Genomic DNA, 23,969 nt, shown 5'->3' with positions numbered 1-23,969 from the left:
GATGGACGACTCCCTTTTTCCGTTCATCGCCCTGGCAACAGCGTTTACGTTGCTGATCATTTCACTGTGCCTTCTGGGGGTGCGCCGCTTCAATCTGCGGCGTGCCCTCGGCACGGTAGACGCCTCCATTTGCATGGCTGGAAACAGCTGGCAGATGGGGGTTTGTCGTTATCAGGACAATGAGCTTGAGTGGTTCCGCTTAATGTCGCTCAGTGTGATTCCCAAGTACAAGTTCACCCGCAGCTCACTGGAGCTGCTCGGGCGGCGCCAGCCGACTGAGGACGAACTCGTGAGGGTTCAACCCGGCGTCGTGGTTGTCGAATTGCAGTATGAAGGCACCAAGTTCATGCTTGCCATGAACTTTGATGCCTATGCAGGACTTTCGTCCTGGCTGGAGGCCGGACCGGTCATCGGCGTGGGAACCTGGCGATAGGCGACATGGACTTCCTTTCGGATGTCAGCCTGGTTGATGGGCCCTTCATGTGGTTCTGCGTCGGATTCGGGGCTGTTGGGGGCTTGTACCTGCTGTGGCGCCGCCAGCGGTCCTGGCCTGTCGTAGTGGTTGCCTGCCTTCTCCTGTCCGTAGGTGTAGTGGCCTTGGTCCATTGGATCCTGATTGACCTCACGGCATCGTTCTCGGAGAACCTGCCCTTTGAGACGTTGGTCTGGTCTGTCCTTGCAGTCACAGCCCTGCTCCTGAGCATTGCCCGCCTTCCACGAAACGGCGCCAAAAGTCGCTTGCTGGGTTGTGTGGCGATGTTGGGCGTGGTTCTCCTGTGCGTTGCCCAGGTAAATCTTTACTTCGGACTCAACAAGACTGTGGCCGATTTGCTCGGCACGGCCGTGGCGCGGATACAGCCGCTGGAGCCAAGCCTCCAACGGTCAGCAGGCAGTGTGCCCGGTCCGTCGCTGAGTGCATGGAAAGCTCCTGATTCCCTGCCTGGAGGCGGAGTCCTCCGCAAAGCCCACATTCCCGGTACGGCTTCAGGCTTCGATGCCCGGGACGCCTACATTTATCTGCCCCCTGCTTATCTGTCGTCCCCGCGGCCCAGCCTTCCTGTGTTCATACTTTATGCGGGACAGCCCGGCGGCCCTACCGACTGGTTGAGTGGCGGGAGGCTTCGGGCGCTCCTGGACCGCTTTGCTGCGGACCACGGGGGATTGGCGCCAGTGACGGTCGTGGTGGATCCCAATGGATCGGCCAATGCCAACACCATGTGCATGGACAGCAACATCGCCCACGCCGACACGTACCTGTCCCAGGATGTGCCAGCCTGGATCAGCAGCACTTTGGATGTCTCCACCGACCACAGGCAATGGGCAGTTGGCGGATTCTCCTTCGGCGGCACGTGCGCCATGCAAATGGGAACGCTGCACCCAAACCTGTTTCCTTCGGTTGTTCCGTTCTCCGCCGAGCGCGAGCCGGCCCTTGCCAAGGATCGGGGCAAGACGATTGCGGACTCCTTCGGCGGCGATGTTGAAGCTTTTGAGTCCAGGACGCCCTTGGTTCTGATGGCTGAACGCAGGTTTTCCGGCAGCGGGGTGTATCTGGTTTCCGGTGAAGCGGACCACGAGTTCACGGCATACATGCATGAACTGGCAGATGCGGCCCGGAACTCGGGATTCGACACCCATGAGCAGTCCATCGCCCATGCCGGACACTCCTGGGACGCCGTGATCGAGGGGATGCCAGGGGCGCTAGGATTCCTGGCCAAGCGGTGGGGAATCCCACAGTGAGCCTCGCCCTGAGCCGTATGGTGTTGCCAGCCATCAGGCAAGCTGGCAGGCACCTGCGTTCGACACCTTTCACCCTCTTTGCCCTGGTGCTTTTTGTCGTGCTCTCCATAGCGTCCGGAAGCCTGCTGATGGGCCCGCCGGAGCCGTGGCTTCCAGTGGCCGGTGTTTCACTGGCCGGGCTGAAGGCTGGGGAGTGGTGGTCCATCTGGACATCCCTTTTCTTCACCACCAACCCCCTTGCCTACGCCACAGCCATCCTCATGATGCTGTTCCTGCTTGGTTTGGCTGAGCGGCGCTTCGGACCACTCAAGACGGCGGGGGTTTTTCTGGGCGGCCAGTTTGCCTGTGTCTCCGCGTTCTTGCTGGTCACCCAAATTGCCCGCCAAGCTGATGACGGCTGGTTGTCGCGCATGGCCGACACCCGGTTGATTGGTCCTTACGGCGCCATTCTGGCTACGGCCATGGCAGCGAGTGCGCTTCTACCCACCCTGTGGCAGCGACGCCTGCGGACGGTGACGCTATCCATTTCATTGCTCCTGCTGCTGTACGTTGGCCACGCAGAGACGGTCGTGGGGTTTCTCGGTGCGCTGATTGGCCTCGCCGCCGGATGGTGGATGCAGAGCAGCCAGGGCCATCTTTATCTCTACCGTTCCACGGGCAGGGAAGTACGTAACCTGCTTTCCTTGACCATGGCGATTTTCGCCGTGGGGCCAATCGTGACGGCTGTTGCCAACAGCCCCTCTGGCCCGCTGTCCTTGCTTCGTGATGTCATCCTGAACCCCTTGCCCACCCTGAGCCAGCTGGAAACCAGCTGTGGCGGAACAATCGACGTCGCGTGCCTTGAATCGGGGCGGCAAGCGTACACGGGACCTTTCGGACTGGCGCTGGCTGTGGTGCCGGTAGTGCTCCTGCTCATTTGCGCGGACGGAATGCGGCGGGGCCGCCGGCTGGCCCTGGGGATTGCCATCGGAGTGCAGCTGGTAGTGGTGGCGTTGTCGGCAATCTACCTGGCCCTCTTCGCCGGAATGCCGCGGGTGCAGGGACGTCCTCACGTGGGGATGCTGAACTCGGCCGTGGTACACCTGATTCCGCTGGTACTCGTTCCCTTGGTACTTGCGCTCCTGATGTTCGTATACCGGGGGCACTTCAAGGTGGGGTCTTCGGAGCGACTACGCCGGAAGGTTTTTTGGTGGGTGGGGTTGACGGGCGGTGCGCTCATCCTTGCCTACACAACGGTGTGGCTGGCGTCGGGCGGCATGGACCGCGACGGTGGACTGCTTGGTTTGGCGGCTGAACTCGCCCGCCAGTACCTTCCGGTCCCACTGCCGGGCGTCTACCGCAAGGTCTTTGCCGACCGTGACGTCCTTGAAGTCTTCCTTTTTTCCTACTCCGGCACAGTCTTTTGGCTCGTCGCGCTGGCGGGGGTCTGGGTTCTCCTGGTGCGTGGGCACCTGGCTGGAGGGTTGGACCACCAATCACGTCAAAAGGCCCGGGCGTTGGCGAAGCAAGGCGGCGATTCGTTGTCATGGATGGCGCTGTGGGAGCCCAACAAGTACTGGTTCACGGCAGATGTCAGCGGGGGTGTTGCCTACCAGCAACACGGCCACGTAGCGCTGACGCTCGCCGGACCCCTTGGCGCGGCAGAGCACCACGTAGCTACGGCTGAGGGTTTCCTTGAGTTCTGCTCCCAGCACGCCCTGATCCCGTGTTTCTACTCCTGCACCGATGAGCTATGGCCCATGCTGCAGTCCAAGGGTTTTCGCAGGGTCGCGGTGGCCCAGGAAACCCGTCTCCGCATCAGGGACCTGGAGTTCCGGGGAAAGGAGTGGCAGAACGTCCGGACGTCCCTCAACCGCGCAGCAAAACGCGGCATCAAAGCCAGTTGGGGCCGCTATTCGGAGCTGCCGCACGGAGTCCGCGCCCAGGTCAGCGAGGTCTCCGAAGAGTGGGCTGCGCAGAAGAAGATTCCCGAGATGGGCTTCACGCTCGGTGGCCTGGACGAGTTGGAGGACGACGACGTTCTCTGCTGCGTGGCCGTGGACGAGGCGGGTTATGTCTACGGGGTGACCAGTTGGCTGCCGGTGCACCAGAACGGGAAGGTTGTTAGCTGGACGCTGGACTTCATGCGGCGACGCGGCGATGCCTTTCCCGGAGTGATGGAGTTCCTCATAGCCTCGGCCGTCCTGCATTTGCGGGACTCCGTGGAAGTCATCTCGTTGTCGGGCTCGCCCCTTGCCAGTGACAAGGGCGAAATCGAGCAGCAGGCGAAAGGCCTTGCCGGAATTCTCGACGCCGTGGGACAGGCACTGGAACCGGTTTATGGATTCCGGTCATTGGCATCCTTTAAGTCACGATTCCAACCTGAGTACCGGTCCTTGTACATGTATTACCAAGACCCGCTGCACCTTCCCGCAATGGGACGTGCGCTGAGTCGCGCGTATCTGCCGGGATTGTCGGTACGACATTCTGCAAGGCTTCTTCGAACATTGGTTGGTTGAATTGTCAACGCCTATTGGTGGAGGCTTTTCTTAAATGCGTTGGCCCCGGCTGGTAAGCCGGGGCCAACGGTGTTGTTCCTGCCGGAAGCAGAATTCAACAGGTAATGCTAGACGACAGTAACGCCGGTTGCCTGGGGGCCCTTGGCGCCCTGGCCGATCTCGAACTGAACGCGCTGGTTCTCATCGAGGGTCTTGAAGCCACCGGTCTGGATCTCGGAGTAGTGAACGAAAACGTCCCCATCCGAGTCATCCGGGGTGATGAAGCCGAAGCCCTTTTCAGCGTTGAACCACTTGACGGTTCCCAGTGCCATGTATTTCTCCTCATTATGGAAAAGCAGTCCGATACACCTCGTACCGGCTTTGTTACTCCGCGAGAAGACCATGGATTCCCGCCAGGCCTGGCCCGGCTGGTTTCGCAGGAGCTTCACGCTCGCAACTCGTCTTGCGAGCATGAAAACCACCTACACAAAGACTGCTACAACACTTTCATGCGGCCTGCCGGAGGTCAACGGTCTTTTGGGCAATTCGGGAAAATTTTCGGTAAAAAGAAGGTAACGCCGACCTTTGAATTCACATGCCGTCATTACTGGTGCAACCACTTTCCGTTTCGAAGGACGCCGGTGAGTTCCAGGTCGGCATTGGTGACAACCACGTCGGCACGCAATCCGCGGCGCAGCCCGCCAATTTCATCGGATAGTCCCAGGACTGCGGCGGGGACCGCTGTTGCCGAGCAGAGGGCGTCAGGAAGTGCGACGCCGGCTGCCACCGTTTTGCGGACCACTTCAAGAAGGGTTGCGGTGCCACCCGCAATGGATCCGGTCGCATCCAGTGTTGCTACTCCGCCGCTGACGGTCACGGGCGACGGGCCGAGCATGTAGTTTCCATCCGAGAGGCCGGCTGCCGCCATTGAATCAGTCACAAGGACAATGTTGGCGGCACCGACCAGCTGGAAAACGGTCGCCACAGTGTCTGGGTCGAGGTGGGTGCCGTCCGCGATGAGCTCCACAACGGCCTTGCCTGACTGGGCCATGCGCAGGCAGGCGGCGACAGGGCCGGGTGAGCGGTGATGGAGGGGTGGCATCCCGTTGAAAAGGTGCGTCACCGTGGGAAGCGAGCTGACGCCGTCGAACCCTGCCAGCTCAAGCCCCTCCCGGGCCGCAGCCAGCGACGCCGCCGCAGTGGCGTCGTCACAGTCGGTGTGTCCCAGCGATGGTGTGACGCCGTGGGACGTCATCAGGTCCACCAGCGCTCCGGCTCCGGGAAGCTCCGGGGCGTAGGTCATGGTGGCGAGCTTGCCATCGGCGGCGCCGACCAGCTCAGCCATGAGTTCGAGGTCAGGGTCCAGCAGGAAGTCGGGATTTTGGGCGCCACAGCGGGCATGGGAGAGGAAAGGGCCTTCGAGGTGGATGCCGGCCACGAGCCCCTCGTCCACCAGCTTCACGTACAGTTCTATGCCACGAAGCAGGTCTTCCCGGGGCGCTGTGACCATGCTGGCGAGGAAAGTGGTGGTACCGGAGCGGTGCAGGAAGTCCACGGCTTTACGTGCCGACGCCTCATCGCCTCCCGGGAAATCTCCACCGTTTCCGCCGTGGCAGTGCACATCGACAAGGCCAGGAATGAGGTAGCTGCCGCTGGGAACGCCAAGTCGGACAGCGCTCTGGAAGCCGTCATAGGCCTCGGGATCAAAATCCCCGGCAGGACCCGCATAGGCGATCCTGTCGCCGTCGATGGCAAGAAGGCCGTCTTCCACCATCTCGCCGTCGCTGACAAGCGTTCCTTTGATGATCTGATGGCTCGGAGCGGAGGAAGTGGCGGCAGTCATGGTTTCGATTCTAGTGGCCCAACGCACAGTCCCCCGAAGGGAGGGGATCAGAAGAGGCGGGATTCGCTGTCATCCACACCGCGCATCGCGTCATAATCCAACGTGACGCAGTCGATACCGCGGTCGTTGGCAAGGACTTTGGCCTGCGGCTTGATTTGTTGGGCGGCGAAAATACCGCGCACGGGTGCCAGCAGGGGATCGCGGTTGAGCAGTTCAAGATAACGGGTCAACTGTTCGACGCCGTCGATGTCGCCGCGCCGTTTGAGTTCGATGGCAACCGTGGCTCCGTTGGCATCCCTGGCCAGAATGTCCACGGGACCGATGGCGGTGAAGTACTCGCGGCGAATCAGGGAGTAGCCCGTTCCGAGGGTTTCGATCTGCTCGGCAAGCAGCCGCTGGAGGTCCGCTTCCACGCCGTCCTTGATCAGGCCGGGGTCGGTTCCGAGCTCATGGGACGTGTCGTGGAGTTGCTCGTAAATGTTGATGATGAGGCGGTCGTCGGTTTTGGCTGATTGAACGGTCCACTGCTCCACCACTCCTTCTTCAACCTCGGTCTCTTCGGGTGACGTCACCCGGAGCGTGGCGGGAGGGCTCATCCAGTTCAGCGGTTTGTAGGAACCGCCGTCCGAGTGCACCAGCACTGAGCCGTCCGCCTTGACCAGCAGCAGCCGGGTGGCGAGGGGGAGATGGGCCTTGAGGCGGCCAACGTAATCAACAGAACAACGGGCTATGACGAGTCGCACCCGCCCCACAATACCGCCTGGGACCTGGTGGCTGGGGCAGAATGGAACCATGCCCCGCTCCAACCGCCCCCGTCGCAACGCGTCCGGTACACGCTCGGGCGGCAACGGCGGCAAGTGGACTGAGCCGGTGCCCGAACTTGACCTGGAGCGCGCCCGCAGCGGCATTGCGCGGCGCGAGAGCGCACCTGACGGGGACTGGATGGTGCGGACCATGACGGCCAAGAAGGCAGAGAAGGAATACATCTGCCCGGGTTGCTCCACGGCGATCCTGCCGGGCATCGCCCATCTGGTGGTGTGGTCTGACAGCCATTTGTTCGGACAGGCAGCCGGCCTGGCCGAACGCCGTCACTGGCACACCAACTGCTGGACGTCGCGGACTTACCGCTACCGCTGATTCGAATAGGCTTGGACGCATGACTTTCGATCCCGCCTCGCTTGTTTTCACGCCACAGGACGCGCCATCCGAGATCCGCGCTTCAACGGTCCTGCCTGCCCGGCGCGAAAATATCGAGTTCACCACCGAGGACGGCAAAGTCCTGCGCGGGGAACTCGCGCTTCCCGAATCCGGTGAAATCGCGGCTACCTTGATCACCCTGCATCCGTTGCCGACCCACGGTGGGTTCATGGACTCCCATGTCTACCGCAAGGCGTCCTACAGGCTTCCGGCGTTGGCCGGCGTTGCAGTGCTGCGGTTCAACACCCGTGGCACGCAGTCGCCGCGGGGGACAAGCGACGGACAGTTCGAGGAAGGCATCGGTGAGCGTTACGACGTTGAAGCGGCGGTGCGGTTTGCCGTGGATCGTGGCCTGCCGAACCGCTGGCTGGTCGGCTGGTCCTTTGGTACCGAACTCGCCCTGATGTACGGCGCGGTGGAGCCGGTCGCTTCACAGATCCAGGGAGCTGTGCTGTTGTCGCCCCCGCTGCATCGTGCCACTGACGTCCACCTCAAAGAGTGGGCATCTTCCGGGAAGCCGCTGACGGTCCTGGTGCCCGAGCACGATGACTATCTGCAACCTGCCGAGGCAGCGCAGCGCTTCAGCCTGGTTCCGCAGGCCCGGTTGGTCGGCGTCGACGGTGCCAAGCACCTCTGGGTGGGCGAGAAGTACGCGGCGCGCGTCCTGGATGAAATTGTCGACGACGTCACTTCCGCGGGTGCCGGAGTGGACGGCCTGCCACGCCAGTGGGCGGGGCCGGTCGCCAGCGCCTGACCCGGTGGCCAGCGCCTGACTGGGTGGTTATGCAGAGAATGCCCCTAAACCCGAGGGTTTAGGGGCATTCTCTGTACTAAAACAGCGGAAGGTCAGTGCCGGTCTTGGCGGACGATAAAGACTTCCTTGATCAGAAGCATGATGGCCGCAGCCGTTGGGATGGCGATCAGGGCGCCCAGCACCCCGAGCAGGCTGCCACCGGCGATCACGGAAATCACGGCAACGGCGCCAGGAACCGCGACCGCGCGTTGCATGATGCGGGGGGAGATGAAGTAGGCCTCGAACTGCAGGTACGCGAAGTAGGCGATGGCATAGACGACGGCGGTCTGCCATCCGGCCGTGAGTGCAACGAGGATGACCACGACTGCGGCGATAAGGCCTCCCACCAGCGGAATGAACGCGAGCAGCAACACGACGAACGCGAGGAGCACGCTGAACGGAACGCCGAGGATCGTCATCACGATGAACGCGAAGATCGCGTTGAGGAGGGCGACGCAGGCCTGGCCGATCACGTAGTTGCCCACGGAATCAGTGATGGCCTCCGATAAAGCCTGGACCCTGGGCCGGCGGGAACGGGGAGCCAGGCGGTACGCCCATTTCTTCATGGACGGCAAGGCTGCCAGGAAGTACAGGCTCAGGACGAGCACTATCAAGGAACCGAACAGCCCATTGGCCACGGTGGAACCGAAGCCGACCACGCCGCCAAATATTCCGCCCATGGTCTCAGGGTCCTTGACGAACTTATCCAGTTCCGTGGTGATCCGGTCCCGGACACCGAACTGGCTGTCCGCTGTCCGGAAGAAGTCCGAGTCGAGGAAGCCGCGGATCCAGTCCGGGGCCTGGCGCACGATTTCCGAAACCTGCTCGACAATCGTAGGAATCAAGGTGGCGAAGAAACCGGCTACCGCCAGCACCAGCACGGAAACGGAAATCAAAATACCGGCGGGGCGGGGGACCTTGCGGCCCTCCAGCCAACGGACCACGGGGTCAAGTCCGAGCGCAATGAAAAGGGCCGCAACGATCCACAGAATGAGCTGCGTGGTGTTGCTTGCGATGTAGAACACTGCAAGGGCAACGCCGACTCCGGCGGTGCCCATGAACCCTACGTACAGCGGGTGCTGGGATGACATCCGGGGGCCAGGGGAGCCGAAGCCATGATCGTCCTCGGGACGGAAGTCCTCGCGGACATCTGTGCCCTCTTCCTCGGGAGGCATTTCGAAACGGACGCGGGTACGCGCTCCCGGGATCGGCTGCCTCAGTCTCCGGCTGATGGCGGCAAGCCGCCCCGTGCGGACAGGAACGGTCGCGGCGGTTCCGTCTGACGTGGCTTCCACCGCACTTGACCCGGGCTCATTGGCGGGACGGGGCTCCAACGGTTCTTTCACGCGGTTTAGCTGCCTTTTCATTGGTGGTACGGGGCTGACCGGCACGCAGGAAGGTCCTGTGTTCATGATCATCGCCACACTATCAGGACCGCGGAATCGCGCTGCAGCGGCGCCATCCCGCGCTTTAAGGGACCATGCCGCCGTCGGCGCGATCTGACTCTCTGATAACAAAACGGTTACCCTTGAAGTTCAACGACCGCTGATGATAGGTGATCCTGTGCGTTTGAAGACTGCAGCCTTGCTGGTGCTGCTGGGCCTGCTGACGATGCTGGCCGGCATTGGCCAGCTGACTTTTTGGGCTCCATCCGAGACTGTGACGGCTTCGGTACCCAGTGATACCAAAGCTGCCCCGCTGACCGTGATCGACCAGAAGTTGATCGCACTCCACGACGGGCCGGTGAAGATCAAGATCCAGGGCGAAGGCAACTTCACGGTTGCTACCGGGCGTCCGGACGACGTCAACGCCTGGGTTGGCAGGACTGCCCACACCACCCTGACGGGCGTGTCGGCCGACCAGAAGTCCCTGGAGGTTTCCTCTGCCGACGGTGAGGCCACTGCGCCTTCTCCCGCAGGATCCGACCTTTGGGTCAGCACCGAAGACGGCAGCGGCGAACTTGACTACACCTGGAACCCGCCGGCTGATGGCGAGTGGTCCCTCCTGGTAGCCAGCGACGGAACCAAGCCCGCGCCGTCGTCGATTTCCATGACTTTCCCGAACAACGCCACGACCCCCTGGGCCGTGCCGCTGATTGTCCTGGGCATCATCATTATCCTGGTTGGCGCCGCCCTTCCATTCATTGCCAAGGCCCTCAGTAACCGCCGCAGGGATGGCGAAAATGACGGCCCGGGGAACGCTGAAGAAACTACGTCGCTGCCGGTGCAGTCGCCCGCGGACGACACGACACCGGTCCGTGAGACCAAAAAAGAAGGCCCCGCATTGCGGGTTACGGCAGTAGCGGCAGCTTTGGCTGCTGTCATGGTGGGCGGAACGGCCGTCGCCGCGCAGGCCACCACCACGCCCCAGCCTTCTGCCAGTTCAGCCCCGGCAGCCGCGGACGGCGGTACTCCGGTCATGCTGGAATCCCAGTTGCAGCGCATCCTGGAGCAGGTTGCCAGTACCGTTGACGCGGCCGATGCCGCAAAGGATGCAGCCAAGCTTGCTCCCCGGGTGGACAAGATGGAACTGCAGGTCCGGACCGCGAATTACAAGATCCGGTCTACAGTGTCCGCCTACGAACCGCGTATGCCGGTTCGTGCCACCAAGCTGCAGAGCAGCGTCATCAGCACCAAGCGTGACTGGCCCCGCACGGTCTTCGCCCTCACCCAGGGCGACGGAAACGTTGTGCCGCAGGTCCTGACGCTGGTTCAACTGTCCCCGCGTGAAAACTACAAGCTGTGGGGCACCGCTCCGCTGCAGCCGGGCACCAACTTCCCGTCCTTCCCCGTACCCCGTGAAGGAACCAAACCCGTTCCTGCCAGCGACAGCACCGGCCTTGCGTACAGCGGTAACGAGGCCTTGGGAATCCTCGGCGAGATGTTGACGAACCCCGATTCGCCTAACCGGAGCAAGCTCGCCGATGGGCAGTCCTCGCCTTACATCGCCGGTGCGTTGGCCTACCAGGCAGACACCGTGAAGAACGGCACCAGCGCCAACTTCAAGTTCACCCACACCCCGGTCACCAACCAGACTGTGGTGTTGCGTACGGCCGACGGCGGTGCGCTGGTGGTTGGGCGACTGGACTTCGCTTTCGAAGGCACGCCGAAGGCTGCCGGTGACAAGCTGTTGTTGGAGGATGATTCCGCAGTCTTTGCCGGAGGCAAGGAAACCACGACGGGCATGGTCCTGAACTTTGCCGAGTCCGTTGCGGTCTACATTCCGCCGGCAGGCTCCGCTGATCCCATGAAGCTGGTTGCAGCAACGCGTGGCCTGGTGGGAGCCAGCTTTAAGTAGCATTCCCCTGGCAGGGCAGCGGCTAGAGTGGACGGTATGAGTTCGCCCGGATACCGACCCACTCCAGCCGCTGCCAGCCAGCTCAACCTTCGTGGTGCAGTAGACCTTTCGTCGTTGCGCCGCCCGGCAGCGCCACCCGCGCCGCCTGCTTCCGCGTCACCGGATGGGGGCACCCCCGGCGAAGGCGGGTCCGGCAGGGCTCCGCTGCGTGTGGAAGCTACCGAAACCAATTTCCAGGATCTGGTGCAGCTTTCCGCCCAGATCCCTGTGCTGTTCCTGCTCTGGTCGCGCTATGCGGCAGAATCACCCGCTGTCCTTGAGGCCTCGGAACGGGTTGTTGAAAGCTATGGCGGTCGCCTGGTGCTCGCTGCCGCCGACGTTGATGCCTTTCCCCAGCTTGCACAGGCGTTCCAGGTCCAGGCTGTGCCCACCGCAGTAGCGGTCATCAAGGGCCAGCCGGTTCCGCTCTTCCAAGGACCCGCAGATGATGCGCAGATCCGGGACCTTGTTGAAGAACTCCTGAAGGTCGCTGCGGCCAACGGCGTTACCGGCAGCATCGGCGACTCCGCCCCGCCTGAAGGGACGGACGAACCCGAAGCCCTTCCGCCGCTCCACCAGGCAGCGATCGATGCCATTGAGGCAGGCGACTACGCGGGTGCGGCTGCGGCCTACAAGCAGGCTCTCCTGGAACAACCGGCCGACGCCGACGCCAAAGCCGGATTGGCCCAAGTGGACCTCATGGCACGGTTGGAGAGCCTGTCTGCTCCCGACGCCGAAAAGCTCCGCGACCTGGCTGCCCAGGAACCGGACAACATCGAAGCCCAGCTTGGTGTGGCCGACCTTGATGTTTCCGGCGGCCACATCGAGGACGCTTTCAACCGCATCATCACCTTCATCGGCCGTAATTTCGGACCGGAGCGCGAGACGGCCAGGGTTCGCCTCCTGGAACTCTTCGAAGTTGTCGGGACGCAGGACGAAAGGGTCGCCAAGGCCCGCCAAGGTCTCGCCAGGGTGCTCTTCTAGTGCCGTCCGCACTGTTCACCCCGCTGCAGCTGCGTTCACTCACGGTCCCGCACCGGGGCTGGGTTTCGCCCATGTGCCAATACAGCTGCCATCCCGAAACCGGGGAAGGAGTCCCCAACGATTGGCATCTGATGCACCTGGGTTCTTTCTCGGTGGGCGGTGCCGGGTTGATCATGAGCGAGGCCGCTGCGGTGAACGCGGAGGGCAGGATCAGTCCCTTGGACGCCGGCCTGTACTCCGATGAACAAGCGGCGGGTTGGGAACGGATAGTCCGTTTTGTGCACCAACACGGCGCCGTGGACTGCAGGATCGGGGCCCAGCTGGCCCATGCAGGCCGCAAGGCATCAACCTATTGGCCTTTCTCGGGCCGTTCGGGATCAGTTGCAGTGTCCGACGGCGGTTGGGCCACCGTTGGGCCGACCACGGATGCGTTTGATGGATATGCCGCGCCGGCTGCCATGAGCGAAGCCGACATTTCACAAGTGGTGGCGGATTTCGCTGCGGCAGCTTCCCGCGCCGTTGCCGCAGGGTTCGACACCGTCGAAATCCACGGCGCCCATGGCTACTTGCTGCACCAGTTCCAGAGCCCGCTGATCAACACCCGGACCGATCGGTGGGGTGGTGACGAAGACGGCAGGAACAGGCTGATGCTCACCGTGGTGGACGCCGTCCGGAAGGTCATTCCGGAGTCAATGCCGCTTTTGTTGCGGATATCGGCTTCGGACTGGGCAGAAGGGGGAGTGGACGTCCACGCGTCGGTCCGTCTGGCCCGCGCTGCGGCTGAGCGTGGAGTGGACCTGGTGGATGTGTCCAGCGGAGGTGCCGTGGCCCACCAGAAAATCACGGTTGCTCCTGGATACCAAGCAGGGTTCGCCGAGCAAATAAAGCGCGACGCCGGTGTTCCCACCGCGGCAGTCGGCTTACTTACCAGCCCCGCCCAGGTCGAAGACATCGTGGCCAACGGGCGTGCGGATGCCGTCTTCATGGCCCGTGCTGCACTGCGGGACCCGCACTGGTGGCTCCGGGCGGCATATGAACTTGGACATGACATCCCATGGGTGCCGCAATACCAACGCGCTGTGCCCCGCCACGGCTTCTAGGACGTCCGGGCAGGTACACACCAGCGAGGTTAGGCTGGTCACATGACGGAACCACGCCATGAACCCATGTCCACACCACCGCAAGCACCCGAGCCGCACGTAAACCGACCAGCCCAGGCCAACGCCACGCCGCCGGCACCAGATGGTTCCCCCGCTGGAGGCACCATTGCCGCGCTTTCCATCCAGGGCCTGGCCAAGCGGTTCGGCGAAAAGATTGCCGTGGACGGCGTGAGCCTGGAGGTCCCCGCGGGCTCGTTCTATGGAATGGTCGGCCCGAACGGGGCTGGAAAGACCACCACCCTGTCCATGGCCACCGGTTTGCTCCGGCCCGACTTCGGTACGGCGTTCGTGCACGGGGTGGATGTCTGGGCCAAACCCCTTGAGGCCAAGAAGCTCATGGGTGTTCTTCCTGATGGCGTGCGTTTGTTCGACCGCCTCACAGGCGAGCAGTTGGTGACCTATTCGGGGCTGCTGCGCGGAATGGACCGGGACGTCGTCGGTGCCCGTGTCACCGAGTTGCTTGCTGCCCTTGATCTCCAGTCAGACGCCGGCACGTTGGTGGTCGACTACTCAGCCGGCATGACAAAGAAAATCGCCTTGGCCTCGGCGCTCATCCATGCCCCGCGACTTCTTGTCCTTGACGAGCCATTCGAATCGGTGGACCCCGTTTCAGCCGCAAACATCCGCGGCATCCTGGAAAGCTACGTCGCATCCGGCGGCACTGTCATCGTCTCCAGCCACGTGATGGACCTGGTGCAACGCATGTGCAGCCACGTCGCCGTCGTTGCCGGAGGACGGGTGCTGGCGGCCGGTTCCGTGGACGAGGTCCGTGGTGGTTCCACCTTGGAGGAGCGTTTCGTTCAGTTGGTGGGCGGCGGACACCGGACGGAGGGCTTGGAATGGTTGCGCACCTTCTGAACCTGAAGTGGCGTTTGCTGCTGAACGGCTTCAAGCGCAGTCCTTGGCAGCTGGTGGGCATGGCCCTCGGTTTGCTCTATGCACTGGGCGTCCTGTCCCTCCTTGTGGGTGGTTTGGTGGCCCTGCGCTGGGCCGACGCCGGGATCGCGCACACCGTGGTTGTGCTGGGCGGCGCGGTAACCGTACTGGGGTGGGCCATCATTCCACTGGTCGCTTCGGCAGCTGACATGACCCTGGATCCCGCCCGCTTCACGACTTTTGCGATTCCACCACGGCAACTGCTGACTGGACTGGCGCTCGCAGGATTCATAGGCATTCCTGGGCTGGCCACGTTGATCGCGGCCCTGGGAACTGTCGGAACCTGGTGGAGGAGCGTCCCGGCCGTATCAGGGGCGCTGCTTGGCGCTGTCCTTGGTGCCGTTACCTGCGTGGTGCTGTCCAAGGTGGTCACTACGGCCACCGCCGGCCTGGCGTCCTCGCGGCGTTTCAAGGACGTCAGCAGCATTATCGTGTTCATCCCACTTGTCCTGCTCGGTCCGATCATGGCGGGAGTGGTGGATGGCGTCCGGGGAAGCGCGGAGTATCTTCCAGCGCTGGCCCGCACCGTGTCCTGGACACCGTTTGGCGCCCCGTGGTCCTTGGGTGGAGACCTTGCGGCCGGCGATGTTGTTGCTGCGGCCGTCAAGCTCCTGATCTCGGTGGCGACCATCGTTGTCCTGCTCTTTAGCTGGCACCTGTTGTTGCAACGCGCGTTGGTCACTCCGCCGTACTCCGGCGGTTCGGCGAAGAAGGGCGGAAAACTTGGACTTTTCGGCCTTCTGCCTGGGACGCCGGCAGGCGCGGTAGCGGCCCGCGCCTTGATCTATTGGTTCAAGGATCCCAGGTATGCGGCATCCCTGGTGATTGTCCCAATGTTCCCGGTCCTGTTCTTTTTTGCCGGGTCCCAAAGCGGCAGCTACGGCCTGCTCATGATCCTCGGACCGTTGACGGCGTTCACCATGGCGTGGTCAATTTGCGCCGATGTCTCGTATGACAACACGGCATTCGCCCTCCATCTCGCAGCTGGGGTCCGCGGCCTTGATGATCGGCTGGGGCGTGCACTGGCTTGCCTGGCCATCTCGCTTCCCGTCGTCTTGCTGTTTACGGTTGCCCCGTTGTTCGTCACGGGCGATTGGCACTGGTTGCCGAACCTTTTGGGCTTGTCGCTGGGGACGCTCTTTACCGGTCTGGGCCTGGCTTCCGTCATTTCGGCCCGCTACAACATTGCGGTTCCCTTGCCAGGAGACAGCCCCTTCAAGAAGCCACCAGGAAATGTTGCCCAGACCCTGGCTGTACAGGCAGTGGGTATGGGACTTCTTGCCCTCCTGCTGGTGCCTGAACTGGCGCTGGTGGCTGTCCAGGCTTTCAGCGGTGGGCCCGAAGCGGGCTGGATCAACCTGGCGGTGGGTCCGTTGTTGGGGCTGGTCCTCTTCGTTCTTGGCGTGCGCCTGGGCGGAAAATGGTTGGACGCGCGCGGGCCGGAAATGTTCGCCCAGCTCAGCGTTAATCGCTGATTCCGTAATATCCATGCCCACAGATGGGACATGGGATAACCTCTGTGAAAGATACTTCGAGAACCCATAAGTAGAAAGGCGTGACGATGGAAGTTGTCATTCTCCCTGGCACCAAGCAGATCGGTGCGCTCGCTGCCGATGCCATCGAGGCGCTGGTGCGCCGTAAGCCGAATGCAGTGCTGGGCTTGGCAACAGGCTCTTCGCCATTGCCCGTCTATGACGAACTGGCGAGCCGTTACGAAGCCGGGGGACTGGACTTCAGCCAAGCCCACGGTTTCGCTTTGGATGAGTATGTGGGCCTCAAAGCCGGCCATCCTGAGTCCTACCGGGAAGTGATCCGCCGCGAGTTCACCAACCGCGTGAACATCAAGCCGGAAAACGTCCATGGTCCCGATGGTGCCGCCGACGACCTTGAAGCGGCGTGCCAGGCATACGAGGACGCGATCAAGGCTGTGGGCGGGGTGGACCTGCAGATCCTTGGCGTCGGAACGGACGGCCACATCGGTTTCAATGAGCCGGGTTCTTCGTTGGCTTCGCGGACCCGCATCAAAACCTTGATTGAGCAGACCCGCAAGGACAACGCACGCTTCTTCGACAGCATCGACGACGTTCCCCACCACGTGGTGACGCAAGGCCTTGGAACCATCATGGATGCCCGGCACGTAGTCCTGGTGGCCACCGGTGCCCAAAAGGCGCAGGCCGTCCGTGACTTCGTCGAAGGCCCTGTTGCCGCCATCTGTGCTGCTTCCATCCTCCAGATGCATCCGCACGCGACCATCCTGGTGGACGAGGCTGCTGCTTCCTCACTCAAATTGGCGGACTACTATCGGCACACTTACGACAACAAGCCGGAGTGGCAGGGGCTGTAGACGGTAAGATGTTTGGCATGACTACGCTTCCTCCGGATCCATTCGAAAACGACCCCATGCGCGAGCTTTCCGGAGCCGGAACGTCCACTGCCACCATTGAGCGCGAGGAAACGCGCCAGGAAGTGGAGCCCGGCGACCGTGAGCGGTTTTCGCACTACGTCCGCAAGGAAAAGATCATGGAATCGGCGTTGACCGGTGAACCTGTGATCGCTTTGTGCGGCAAGGTGTGGACGCCAGGGCGCGATCCCCAGAAGTTCCCGGTCTGCCCGGAGTGCAAGGAGATTTACGAAGGCCTCCGCCCCGGCAACGACGGTGGAAAAAACGGCGGCCCGGACAACTCCAAGTAGTGGGCAGGAAGCAAACAGAGGCCCAATCTGATCGTTACCGCTTTCCGGACCGCTGCGGCGTGTCCGGAAAGCAGGGCGTCGCTGACGCTGCCAGCTTGCGGGGGAAACCAGCATGACCGAGACACTTTTTGGTGGCCCCTCGCTGCCTCCCGCATACCCGGAGCGCGCCGCCTGGGGTACCGCGCCCAAGCTTCGTGCCTGGCAGCAGGAGGCACTTGACCTCTACATGACGCGCAATCCCAAGGACTTCCTTGCCGTGGCGACGCCCGGTGCAGGTAAGACCACCTTTGCGCTGCGCATCGCCACCACGCTGCTGGACAGCGGGGTGGTCAACCGCGTGACCATCGTGGCGCCCACGGATCACTTGAAAAGGCAGTGGGCGGACGCTGCAGCCAAGGTCGGAATTGCCATCGACCCCAACTTCAAGAATTCCGACGGGCAGCACGGCCGTGGGTTCGTTGGGGTGGCCGTCACCTACGCCCAAGTGGCCAGCAAGCCGATGCTGCATCGAGCGAAGACTGAAGCTGCTCGCACCCTGGTGATCCTTGATGAGATCCACCACGGCGGTGAAGCTTTGTCCTGGGGTGACGGCCTCCGCGAGGCGTTCGATCCTGCAACGAGGCGGTTGTCCCTGACGGGTACGCCGTTCCGCTCGGATACCTCTCCCATTCCCTTCGTCGAATACGCCGAGGACCGTGATGGCATTCGCCGTTCCAAGGCCGACTACACCTATGGTTACGGCAACGCGCTGCGGGACCACGTGGTTCGTCCCGTCCTGTTCATGGCTTACTCGGGCCAGATGCGTTGGCGGACCAGCGCCGGTGACGAGATGGCGGCCTCGCTGGGCGAAGCCGCCGTGACCAAGGACATTACGTCCCAGGCCTGGCGAACGGCCCTGAACCCCACCGGCGAGTGGATCCCGGCTGTCCTGGCTGCCGCGGACAAGCGCCTGAGCGAGGTCCGGCGGACGGTTCCGGACGCTGGTGGCCTGGTGATCGCTACGGACCACGACGACGCCCGCGCCTATGCGGGACAGTTGAAGAAGATCACGGGGCAGTCGCCCACAGTGATTCTTTCTGACGATTCCAAGGCCTCCAACAAGATTGAAGAGTTCTCTGCAGGGGACAAACGCTGGATGGTTGCCGTTCGGATGGTGTCCGAAGGCGTGGACGTTCCGCGCCTGTCGGTGGGTGTCTACGCCACCTCGACGTCCACCCCGCTGTTTTTCGCCCAGGCCGTGGGCCGCTTCGTGCGTGCCCGCAAAAGGGGCGAAACGGCGTCGGTATTCCTTCCTTCGGTCCCGCCGTTGATGATCCTTGCCAACACCATGGAAGCGGAACGCGACCACGCCCTTGACCGTCCGGAGAAGGACGACGACGGACTCTTCAGCCCCGAGGAGAACCTCATGGCTGAAGCAAACCGGGAAGACAAGGCCTCGGACGAGCTCACCAAAGGCAAATTCGAAGCCTTGGACTCGCAGGCCTCCTTTGACCGTGTCCTGTTCGACGGCGGCGAGTTCGGTACGGGGGCCGATATCGGTTCCGACGAGGAATTGGACTTCCTGGGCATCCCCGGGCTTCTCGACGCCGAGCAGGTGGGCACACTGTTGCGTCAGCGCCAGCACGAACAGCAGTCCCGCAAGAAACGCCAGTCGCCCTTGGCGGCAGCCGCTTCGCCGGCGATCCCGGACCACCGCATGCTCATGGACCTGAGGAACGAACTGGCCAAGAACGTGGCCGCGTGGTCCGCCCGAACGGGAACGCCGCACGGAGTGGTCCACACCAAGCTGCGGGAAGTGTGTGGCGGCCCGGCGGTGGCACAGGCCAATGAGGAACAGCTGCAGGCCCGACTGCGTAAACTCCAGGACTGGTTCATAGGCCGGAAGTAGCCGGCCCAAACTTTCAGTGAATACGCCAAAGGGCGCCGCGGTTGCGGCGCCCTTTGGCGTACATGGCGTCCAGGTCAGTTGTGTTCAACCTCGACGCCGGCTGCTTCCATCTCCTCGAATGCCTCGGTGAGGTCCTCGGCGATACCTGCCGTGAGGTCCGCGATGACTGTGGTGCTGTATCCGGCCTGGACAGCGTCCAAGGCCGTGGACTTGACGCAGTAGTCGGTCGCAATGCCTACCACCACAACTTCCTCCACGTCGTGGCTCTGCAGCCAGTCATCCAGGCCGATGGCCTCTTCATCGACGACTTCGGGCACTGCGGCCCCTGCTTTGAGGTCGCCGGAGGGAACGTCGTCTTCGGGCGCCAGGATGCCTTCGAAGCCGGAGTAGGCAGCCGTAAACTGCCCTTTGCGGAAGTAGGCCTGGATGTACTCGGGGTCCAGGTCCTCGTGGAGCTCAGCCCCTTTGGTCCTTGCCCGGCAGTGCGGAGGCCACGAATCCACCATGTCGGGCTCGTCCGAGAAGTGGGCGCCCGGCTCGATGTGCCAGTCCTGGGTTGCCACAATGTGATCGAAGAGATGCTGGTTGGCATCGACGTATTCGGTGATGGCGCCGGCTACGGCTGCGCCTCCCTCAACTGCAAGGGTGCCACCTTCGCAGAAGTCGTTCTGGACATCGACGATGATCAGTGCCCTGGACATCAGTTATCCTCGTAGACAGTGGGAATGGCGGGCTCGCCACGCTGCAGCCGGTTGACGACGGCGGGTAGCTCAGCCATGGTTGCGGCGTGCCGTTCCTTGGCACGGACGACGCCTTCCGGGCCGGTCCAGCCGGGAAGGACTTCGCCGTTCTTGACGAACTGCTGGAGCAGCTGCCGGTCGTTGCCGTCGTCCTCGGGACGGTGGCCGATCCCCACGATTTCGTGGGTTGCCTTGCCGCGTTCGTTGAGCTTGCGAAGGGCGTATTTACGGCCCCCGACGCTGACCTTGTTCTTGGCTGCCTTGGCCACCGGGATGAATTCGCCGTCGTCGTTGGTCCGGCTCACCAGTTTGTAGACCATGCTGGCCGTCGGTGCGCCGGAACCGGTGACGAGGGATGTGCCTACCCCATAGGAGTCCACGGGGGCGGACTGCAGGGCGGCGATGGCAAATTCGTCGAGGTCCGAGGTCACCACAATGCGTGTGTTGACGTTGCCCAGGTCATCGAGCAACTGCCGGACCCACTGTGCCTGCGCGACGAGGTCGCCCGAATCCAGGCGCACCGCGCCCAGCTTGTCACCGGCGAGGTCGACGGCGGTCCGGACGGCTGCTTCGACGTCGTACGTGTCGACGAGCAGCGAGGTGCCCGGGCCAAAAGTCGCAATTTGGGCTTCAAAGGCCTCCCGCTCCGTGTCGTGCAGGAGCGTGAAGGAGTGGGCAGCAGTGCCCACGGTCTTGATGCCGTAGCGGCGCCCGGCTTCCAGGTTGGAGGTGCTGGCAAAGCCGGCAATCACAGCCGCCCTGGCGGCCGCCGTCGCGGATTCCTCCTGGGTGCGCCGGGAGCCCATCTCGATACACGGGCGGGTGCCGGCGGCAGAGGTCATCCTCGAGGCAGCGGAGGCGATGGCGCTGTCATGGTTCAGGACCGAGAGGATGAACGTTTCCAGGATGCATGCTTCGGCGAACGTTGATTCAACAATGAGGATGGGGGAGTTGGGGAAGTAGGCATCGCCCTCGGCGTAGCCCCAGATATCGCCGCTGAACTTGTAATTGGCGAGGTAATCCAGGGTTTCCCGGTTGACCACGTTGTTTTGCTCCAGGAACTCCAGCTCGGCCTTCCCGAAGCGGAAGTCGGCGATGCCCTCCAGCAGGCGTCCCGTGCCGCCCACCACGCCGTAGCGGCGACCGTCAGGCAACCGCCGGGCGAAGGCTTCGAACACTGATCGGCGATGCGCGGCCCCGGAGTGCAAGGCTGCCTGAAGCATGGTCAGTTCGTAGTGGTCTGTGTACAAGGAAGTTGCGGGGTGGTCCCACGACGTGGCTCTACTCACGAATTCACTCTAGTGCGAGCCGCCATAGAATGGACAGATGAGCCCTAGCGTTGCGTTTGGCACGGACATCGATGAGCGGACGGAAACTGCGGAGCAGTCGTCCACCGGTGTCCTGACAGCCCCTGATATCCCTTGGAACCTTGTGATCTGGAATGATCCCGTCAATCTGATGAGCTACGTGAGCTACGTGTTCCAGAGTTACTTCGGCTATTCGGAGTCCAAGGCGCACAAACTGATGATGGAGGTCCATAAGAAGGGCCGCTCCATTGTTGCCCACGGCAGCAAGGAACAAGTTGAGCAGCACGCCGTAGCAATGCACGGATTTGGTCTCTGGGCCACCGTGGAAAAGGCCGCGAGCGGCAATGAGACACCCGGAAAGGGCGGCCGCCAGCGTGGCTAAGGCATTCAAGTTTGGACTCAAGGGCATCACCGGATACCTGGAGCCGGCCGAGCGGGACCTCCTGCGTGGATTGTTGGACGATGTCATCTCCATGCTGGACTCCGATGCCCGGGACAACGAGGATCCGTTGGCGGCCCTGATTGGCCTGGACATGGACGTCAAGCAGCCCAGCGACCGCGCCCTTTTACGGCTTCTGCCCAATGTCCTGAAGGACGACGACGACGGCTCGCTGGAGTTCCGGCAGCTCACCGAACGCTCTGTCCGGGAAAGCAAGGTCGGTGCCCTGCGGGCCACCGCCATGGGACTGGACAAGGACGAACTGGTCCTGACCCTCGAAGATGCCACCCGCTGGTCCATGGCACTGAACGATGTGCGGCTTGTTCTGTCCGAACGCCTGGACATCCGCGATGAGGCTGACGCGGAGCACATCCACAGCATGCAGGACTGGAGCCAGGCGGAGGACGTTGAGAGCTACTTGGCGTTGGTCTACAACTTCACGACGTGGCTCCAGGAGTCCCTGGTGCAGGCCATGATCTCCGCCAGGCAGGCGAAATCCTGATCCGCCCCGTGGGTTGGTGCTGCCGCCTTGTGACACATCAGACACGAGGCGGAGACCACAGGTAATGGCCGGACGCCATGGGAAGCCTTATTCTCGAATAATTATGACTTCAGCATCGGGCAGTTCACCAAGCGGCGCTTCAGCCAGTGGCGGCCACCTCAGCGACGGGGAAATCGTGGGGGCGCGCCCGATCGGTATCTTCGACTCGGGAGTTGGCGGGCTGACGGTAGCGCGGTCCATCATTGACCAGCTCCCCAATGAGTCGATCCTCTATGTGGGGGACACCGCCAACGGCCCCTACGGCCCGCTTCCGATAGCCGAAGTGCGGGCCAACGCCCTGGGCGTCATGGACGAGCTGGTGGACTCCGGCGTCAAGTTGCTCACCATTGCGTGCAATTCCGCGTCGGCTGCCGTGCTCCGGGATGCCCGTGAACGCTACACGGCCCGTTACGGTATCCCTGTTATCGAGGTCATCCAGCCGGCCGTCCGCCGCGCCGTCTCAGCCACACGCTCCGGCAGGATAGGCGTTATTGGCACGTCCGCTACCGTAGGTTCCCGCGCCTACGAGGACACCTTCGCTGCTGCACCGGACCTGACCATCACGTCTGCGGCCTGCCCAGCGTTCGTCGAGTTCGTGGAAGCGGGAATCACCACCGGCCCGGACCTCCTGTCGGCAGCGAACGAATACCTGCAACCACTCAAAGCGGCCGGCGTGGACACCGTTGTCCTGGGGTGCACGCACTACCCCCTGCTTACCGGGGTCATCTCGTTCGTCATGGGCGAAGACGTGACGCTCGTATCCAGCGCCGAAGAGACGGCCAAGGATGTCTACCGTGCGTTGGCCAACCACGGTATCCAACGGACGGAGCCTGCAGCGCCCAGCCACGAGTTCATCGCCACGGGGGATGCGGCACACTTCGAAACCCTGGCCCGCCGTTTCCTGGGTCCCGAGGTCCTTTCCGTCAAGCACGTTGACCATGTGGCTGCCCAGTACCCCACTGGCAGCCTGGCCCGCATTACCCCCGAGATGCTGGAAGCTGCCCGATCGGGATCCGGGTTGTCGCGACGTTCCTACTTCGTCCAGCCAGAGGGCAACCCCGCCTTCGGCTCCGGTTCGGCCATGGGACGTGGCCTGTGAAGCTGACGATCGTGGGGTGCACCGGATCCTTCCCGGGCCCCGGTTCGCCCGCGTCCTGCTACCTGGTGACGGCACACGATGGCGAACGTGAGTGGAAAATAGTCATGGACCTCGGCAGTGGAGCCTTGGGCGCGATCCAGCGCTACACGGACCTTGAGGACATAGACGCGATTTTCCTCACCCACCTGCACCCGGACCACTGCATGGACTTGTGCGGCCTGCACGTCGCCGTCCGTTGGAAACCAGGCGGTTGGGGTCGTGACAGGCTTCCGGTGTGGGGGCCTGCGGCAACCGCGGACCGGATGGCGACCGCCTATGGGCTGGAACTTGATCCCGGGATGCACGAGGAGTTCGACTTCACCAACTGGGCCGAACAGAAGCCCGTAACTGTGGGGCCCTTCACCGTCACGCCCTATTCCGTCAACCACCCGGTTGAAGAGGCATACGCCTTGCGTGTAACCGCTACGGAACCGGGCAAGGATGGCGTCCCGGTCACCAAGGTGCTGACGTACTCCGGGGACACTGATTCCTGCCAGGGGCTCGAGGACGCTGCCAAGGGGTCGGATCTGTTTCTCTGTGAGGCTGCCTTCGAGGAGGGCCGCGACGACGACATCAAGGATGTCCACCTCACAGGCAAGCGGGCAGGCGAGGCCGCTGCCAACGCAGGGGCCAAACGGCTGCTGCTGACGCACATTCCCGTGTGGACCTCGCAGACCAAAGTACTCTCGGAGGCAAAGCCGGTATTCGGAGACGTGGCTGTGGCTGTCGCCGGGGTTCACTACACCATCTAGGTGGGCCGTC

At 62.8% G+C, this 23,969-nt stretch carries 23 protein-coding genes; 17 read left to right on the top strand and 6 right to left on the bottom strand.

Annotated features, from left to right (window positions below; genetic code table 11):
* The first annotated feature begins 1 nt into the window (after window position 1).
* From NEK97_RS07125 to NEK97_RS07115, 3 genes are read left to right on the top strand one after another with little or no spacing between them, the layout of a single operon-like run.
* A complete protein-coding gene (locus NEK97_RS07125) occupies window positions 2-433 on the top strand; it encodes a DUF2550 domain-containing protein (RefSeq protein ID WP_235521603.1) in 432 nt (143 codons plus the stop codon).
* A gap of 5 nt (window positions 434-438) precedes the next feature.
* Window positions 439-1,737, top strand: coding sequence for an alpha/beta hydrolase family protein (locus NEK97_RS07120; protein ID WP_257369137.1), 1,299 nt, complete (start codon window positions 439-441; stop codon window positions 1,735-1,737).
* The gene (locus NEK97_RS07115; protein WP_257369136.1) at window positions 1,719-4,235 is read left to right on the top strand and encodes a DUF2156 domain-containing protein; all 2,517 of its coding nucleotides are present in this window, start codon (window positions 1,719-1,721) and stop codon (window positions 4,233-4,235) included. Before NEK97_RS07120 ends, NEK97_RS07115 begins: the two co-directional genes overlap by 19 nt.
* Window positions 4,236-4,342: 107 nt before the next feature.
* Here the strand turns inward: NEK97_RS07115 and NEK97_RS07110 are convergent, their stop codons facing one another.
* From NEK97_RS07110 to nucS, 3 genes are all read right to left on the bottom strand, one after another.
* Window positions 4,343-4,546, bottom strand: coding sequence for a cold-shock protein (locus tag NEK97_RS07110; RefSeq protein WP_018776337.1), 204 nt, complete (start codon window positions 4,544-4,546; stop codon window positions 4,343-4,345).
* 272 nt (window positions 4,547-4,818) lie between these two features.
* The gene (locus NEK97_RS07105; protein ID WP_257369135.1) at window positions 4,819-6,057 is read right to left on the bottom strand and encodes an N-acetylglucosamine-6-phosphate deacetylase; all 1,239 of its coding nucleotides are present in this window, start codon (window positions 6,055-6,057) and stop codon (window positions 4,819-4,821) included.
* Window positions 6,058-6,104: 47 nt separating this feature from the next.
* Entirely contained in the window at window positions 6,105-6,800 is a 696-nt protein-coding gene (gene nucS / locus NEK97_RS07100) for an endonuclease NucS (RefSeq protein WP_235521599.1), read from the bottom strand.
* Between the two features lie 49 nt (window positions 6,801-6,849).
* On the opposite strand from nucS, the gene NEK97_RS07095 reads away from it, so the two are divergent.
* Window positions 6,850-7,194, top strand: a complete 345-nt coding sequence (locus NEK97_RS07095) for an ATP/GTP-binding protein (RefSeq protein ID WP_257369134.1) — start codon at window positions 6,850-6,852, stop codon at window positions 7,192-7,194.
* A 19-nt stretch (window positions 7,195-7,213) separates the two neighbouring features.
* On the top strand, window positions 7,214-8,008 hold the full coding sequence (locus tag NEK97_RS07090; RefSeq protein ID WP_257369133.1) for an alpha/beta hydrolase: 795 nt from the start codon (window positions 7,214-7,216) through the stop codon (window positions 8,006-8,008).
* A gap of 92 nt (window positions 8,009-8,100) precedes the next feature.
* On the opposite strand, the gene NEK97_RS07085 is transcribed toward NEK97_RS07090, so the two are convergent.
* A complete protein-coding gene (locus NEK97_RS07085) occupies window positions 8,101-9,393 on the bottom strand; it encodes an AI-2E family transporter (RefSeq protein ID WP_235521596.1) in 1,293 nt (430 codons plus the stop codon).
* 202 nt (window positions 9,394-9,595) lie between these two features.
* Here NEK97_RS07085 and NEK97_RS07080 point away from each other — a divergent pair, with 202 nt between their 5' ends.
* From NEK97_RS07080 to NEK97_RS07045, 8 genes are all read left to right on the top strand, one after another.
* Window positions 9,596-11,344 (top strand): hypothetical protein, encoded by a 1,749-nt coding sequence (locus tag NEK97_RS07080; RefSeq protein WP_257369132.1) that lies wholly within the window; start codon window positions 9,596-9,598, stop codon window positions 11,342-11,344.
* 36 nt (window positions 11,345-11,380) lie between these two features.
* Complete coding sequence (locus tag NEK97_RS07075; RefSeq protein ID WP_257369131.1) at window positions 11,381-12,367, top strand: tetratricopeptide repeat protein; 987 nt, start codon at window positions 11,381-11,383, stop codon at window positions 12,365-12,367.
* Entirely contained in the window at window positions 12,367-13,467 is a 1,101-nt protein-coding gene (locus NEK97_RS07070; protein ID WP_257369130.1) for an NADH:flavin oxidoreductase/NADH oxidase, read from the top strand. Before NEK97_RS07075 ends, NEK97_RS07070 begins: the two co-directional genes overlap by 1 nt.
* A 42-nt stretch (window positions 13,468-13,509) precedes the next feature.
* Window positions 13,510-14,385 (top strand): ABC transporter ATP-binding protein, encoded by an 876-nt coding sequence (locus tag NEK97_RS07065; protein ID WP_257369129.1) that lies wholly within the window; start codon window positions 13,510-13,512, stop codon window positions 14,383-14,385.
* Complete coding sequence (locus tag NEK97_RS07060; RefSeq protein ID WP_257369128.1) at window positions 14,367-15,938, top strand: transporter; 1,572 nt, start codon at window positions 14,367-14,369, stop codon at window positions 15,936-15,938. The genes NEK97_RS07065 and NEK97_RS07060 overlap by 19 nt, the downstream gene beginning before the upstream one ends.
* Window positions 15,939-16,024: 86 nt before the next feature.
* Window positions 16,025-16,807 carry a glucosamine-6-phosphate deaminase gene (nagB, locus tag NEK97_RS07055; protein ID WP_257369127.1) on the top strand — a complete coding sequence of 261 codons (783 nt, stop codon included), beginning with the start codon at window positions 16,025-16,027 and terminating at the stop codon, window positions 16,805-16,807.
* Window positions 16,808-16,815: 8 nt separating this feature from the next.
* Complete coding sequence (locus NEK97_RS07050) at window positions 16,816-17,154, top strand: DUF3039 domain-containing protein (RefSeq protein WP_211711563.1); 339 nt, start codon at window positions 16,816-16,818, stop codon at window positions 17,152-17,154.
* A 112-nt stretch (window positions 17,155-17,266) separates the two neighbouring features.
* The gene (locus tag NEK97_RS07045) at window positions 17,267-19,042 is read left to right on the top strand and encodes a DEAD/DEAH box helicase (protein ID WP_257369126.1); all 1,776 of its coding nucleotides are present in this window, start codon (window positions 17,267-17,269) and stop codon (window positions 19,040-19,042) included.
* A gap of 74 nt (window positions 19,043-19,116) precedes the next feature.
* On the opposite strand, the gene NEK97_RS07040 is transcribed toward NEK97_RS07045, so the two are convergent.
* Both NEK97_RS07040 and NEK97_RS07035 read right to left on the bottom strand, forming a co-directional pair.
* A complete protein-coding gene (locus NEK97_RS07040) occupies window positions 19,117-19,743 on the bottom strand; it encodes an isochorismatase family protein (RefSeq protein WP_235521588.1) in 627 nt (208 codons plus the stop codon).
* On the bottom strand, window positions 19,743-21,071 hold the full coding sequence (locus tag NEK97_RS07035) for a nicotinate phosphoribosyltransferase (RefSeq protein WP_257369125.1): 1,329 nt from the start codon (window positions 21,069-21,071) through the stop codon (window positions 19,743-19,745). The genes NEK97_RS07040 and NEK97_RS07035 overlap by 1 nt, the downstream gene beginning before the upstream one ends.
* A gap of 37 nt (window positions 21,072-21,108) precedes the next feature.
* Here NEK97_RS07035 and clpS point away from each other — a divergent pair, with 37 nt between their 5' ends.
* The 4 genes from clpS to NEK97_RS07015 all read left to right on the top strand — a co-directional run bounded on the left by clpS (window position 21,109) and on the right by NEK97_RS07015 (window position 23,959).
* A complete protein-coding gene (gene clpS, locus NEK97_RS07030) occupies window positions 21,109-21,471 on the top strand; it encodes an ATP-dependent Clp protease adapter ClpS (protein ID WP_235521586.1) in 363 nt (120 codons plus the stop codon).
* Entirely contained in the window at window positions 21,464-22,030 is a 567-nt protein-coding gene (locus tag NEK97_RS07025; protein WP_211711568.1) for a DUF2017 domain-containing protein, read from the top strand. The genes clpS and NEK97_RS07025 overlap by 8 nt, the downstream gene beginning before the upstream one ends.
* A 64-nt stretch (window positions 22,031-22,094) precedes the next feature.
* The gene (gene murI / locus NEK97_RS07020) at window positions 22,095-23,168 is read left to right on the top strand and encodes a glutamate racemase (protein WP_374111516.1); all 1,074 of its coding nucleotides are present in this window, start codon (window positions 22,095-22,097) and stop codon (window positions 23,166-23,168) included.
* Complete coding sequence (locus NEK97_RS07015; protein ID WP_257369123.1) at window positions 23,165-23,959, top strand: MBL fold metallo-hydrolase; 795 nt, start codon at window positions 23,165-23,167, stop codon at window positions 23,957-23,959. Before murI ends, NEK97_RS07015 begins: the two co-directional genes overlap by 4 nt.
* The last annotated feature ends 10 nt before the right edge of the window (window positions 23,960-23,969 follow it).

The sequence above is a fragment of the Paenarthrobacter sp. UW852 genome, assembly GCF_024608385.1.
Classification (GTDB): domain Bacteria; phylum Actinomycetota; class Actinomycetes; order Actinomycetales; family Micrococcaceae; genus Arthrobacter.
This window is presented reverse-complemented; position numbering and strand designations above follow the sequence as displayed.